The organism is Pseudoalteromonas sp. C8, assembly GCF_011378685.1.
In the GTDB taxonomy this organism is placed as follows: Bacteria; Pseudomonadota; Gammaproteobacteria; order Enterobacterales; family Alteromonadaceae; genus Pseudoalteromonas; species Pseudoalteromonas arctica.
This window is the reverse complement of the sequence record NZ_WTKT01000040.1, coordinates 1-3,061: the sequence shown is the minus strand read 5'-3', so window position 1 is coordinate 3,061 and position 3,061 is coordinate 1. Positions and strand designations below refer to the sequence as shown.

1 protein-coding gene is annotated in these 3,061 nt (G+C 34.0%); it reads right to left on the bottom strand.

What is annotated here, in order from left to right:
• Positions 1–2,766: leucine-rich repeat domain-containing protein (locus tag GQR39_RS19885; protein ID WP_206007910.1), on the bottom strand; the 2,766-nt coding region annotated here is incomplete at its 3' end.
• Between the last annotated feature and the right edge of the window lie 295 nt (positions 2,767–3,061).

Sequence of the window (3,061 nt, the reverse complement as noted above, 5' to 3'; positions counted from 1 at the left end):
ACGTCCTACATCAGCATTAAAGCCAAATAAGCCCAGCTCTTTTATACCGTCGTTATTACGGTCGCCCAATAGTTCAACACTTATTGAATCAAGCGAATAACTAAGCTCAAAATTTCTTAACTCTGTAAAGTCACGGCCATCAAGTACGTTAAACTCAGTGCTACCATTAACCAACGAGTATTTAAGCCAATCAACTACACCATCGCCATTTATGTCACTAAAGAGTATTACAAAACTCTGCGGTGCGGTTTTACTAAGGGGGTCTAATGGATCACTACCTAAATCGACTTCTTCACTATCTGTTAATCCATCGCCGTCTGAATCTGGATCATATATATTAGTACCTAATAATACCTCTTCTATATTAGTAAGCCCGTCGTTATCGCTATCTAACATAGCATCAGATGATTCTAAAGGATCAAGTGCTAACTCAATCTCTATAGCATTCGAAATACCATCGTTATCGTAATCATCATTTTCAGTATCAAAACTACATGTATCTGGGGCCCCTAGCGAAAAAAAGTGCTGCTTAGCATAATCAATCTGCCAACAAGGAATATTATTATTTTCGTAAATATAAAAATACTCAACGTGGTCTTTATTTTTTAAAATAGGCGTAATATCAAAAACATTATTATACTCAAGAGCAATACTACTTAACGAATCTAGCTTTTCGAGTGCTTTAATATCACTAATTTCATTAAGGTATGCCCACAAATATTTTAAATTTTCAACATCAGCTAAAGCGTTAATATCGTTCACACTGTTAGCAGCAATATTTAAATATAATAAAGATTTAAAAGATGATAAAGCTGATATATCAGAAATATTATTATTATTAATATAGAAAGTGATTAAATTTGGCATATCCATTAGTACAGGAATTGAACTTATTTTATTATTATCCAGATAAAGTTCTACAAGAGATGTCGCACCTACTAGAGCAGAAATATCTTCAACAGAATTAAAACTAAGATTCAGTGTATTCAAATATTTTAAAGCAGATAAAGCCGAAATATCACTAATAGTATTAAAACTAAGGTTAACTATATTTAAGGAGGGTAACTGATCAAAGTTGCTAATATCTGAAATATTATTGTCATTGGCATATAAATATTTCAAACTTTTAAGATCAGGGATTTCGCTAATACTATTAGAGCTTATATCAAGATTTTCGAGCTTACTTAACAAGCTGATATCCGATAAATCAGCTATCTCATTATCATATAACACCAAAGACTCTAATTCGGTAAACGCATTGAGCCCGCCAACACGACTAACAGCTGAACCACCACAGTGTAGGCTTTTAAGTTCTGCGGCATACGTATAACTTAGGCTATCATTTCGAATACATTGTTGTAAGTTTAAATCCACAACTTGGTTTACAGCATCGTCAAATAATACCAAATCAACATTTGATTCATAAAAGCCTCCAATCTCTGATTTTACAGCATTAAGAGCAAAAACAGCATCGGCGCCACTATCTATATCACTTTTTTCAACGCCACATGGTAAACCATCACAATCTAAATCAGGGCTAGAAAATTTATATACGGTGCCCGCACTAAACACTCCGGGATAGCCCATCACAGTAGTAAATTCATCATCCACCCCATAGCCTAATGCAAATGGAAAAGTAGCACCAATTCCATTTTGTCTACGCGAATGTGCCAACCCCATATTATGACCAAGCTCATGGGCCATAACGTAATCACTACAATCAATACTTGTATGGCTAAACATATAATCTTTAGAGTATTTAACACTGCCGTCAAAACCATTGATCCACGCAACACCACAAGCACTATCGCCATTTACATAAGGGCGCATCAATACAACCATATCAGCACCAAGCTCATACCTTCGGTTGGGAATATCTGCAAAAGCAGCACTTGTCTGAAAAGTAAGGTCATGTAAAGCAACGCCCGAAAAAACATTTTCGGTATAATCAATTAACTCAATAGCTAAAGCGCTTATATGAATATAAACACCGCTATCAATATATATTTGATTAGTTACCGCAATTAAGTGATATATGCGTGTAAGGGGATCGCCTGAATAGAGCGTAACAACATCTGGAGTATACAAAACTAGAATATCAATATTAGTAATAGCTGTATCTTCAATACTATTTACAGAGATAGTGTTTTTAGGGTTTGCAGGTTCATTTTCAAGTAAACGCTGTAAATTAGAGCTTGATGCAGGGAAGCTTTTTGTTTGTTGTAACTCAATACTCTTTTTTATTTCTTGCTGTTTTTTGTACTCTTTAGAATCTTGAGGGCGTAAAAAATCATCTTTTTCAGATTCAATAACCTCATTTAACACTGACTCATTTAATAGCCGCCCCTGCCCCTTATGACCTGACACTACATATGTTCCAGTCGGGGTTACAGCTCTAACAAAAAAATTATCATCTCCACTTGTTATTATTACCGGTAATGATTCATTATCTTTATCAATTACACCGTACCAAGTTACGCTATTATTTTTATTTCTATTAGATTTGGTAAATGTAACATTATAAAGCGCTTCATTAATAGGTAATAAAACTTCATCACCTACAGCTAAATTATTTAATAGCGACTTATTTAAAGAGATAAAATCAGCATTGTTGCGTAAATGCTGTACTTCAGAAGTTACCTCTAACTTTGCTGGCGTTAAAGCCTCACTTTGCGATGTTAATGCCCATAAAGGTGTTTTTGCATGCACCGGAAACAACAAAAGCAAAGCCAGTGCAACTAACAAAACAGTAAAGTTTTTAAACATGTAAAATTCCTTTTCAGATTAACCCATAGTTTATCACAACACCTAACAGTTACATATTTGTAACATACATAAAACGATAAAAATATGCTTTATCTAAACGGCTCCAGCAACCTAAATTAAATCAATGATTTAATTTCAATAACATAAAAAAGCCACGGTACATACCATGGCTTTTAAATTACATTTGAGTTTTATATTTTAGAGTTGCGTACTATTCATTAACTCTAAACTACTTCCGCTATAAATATGTGTTGTACGCGCTAAACTAACCGCATCAACACTATTTACTATAACG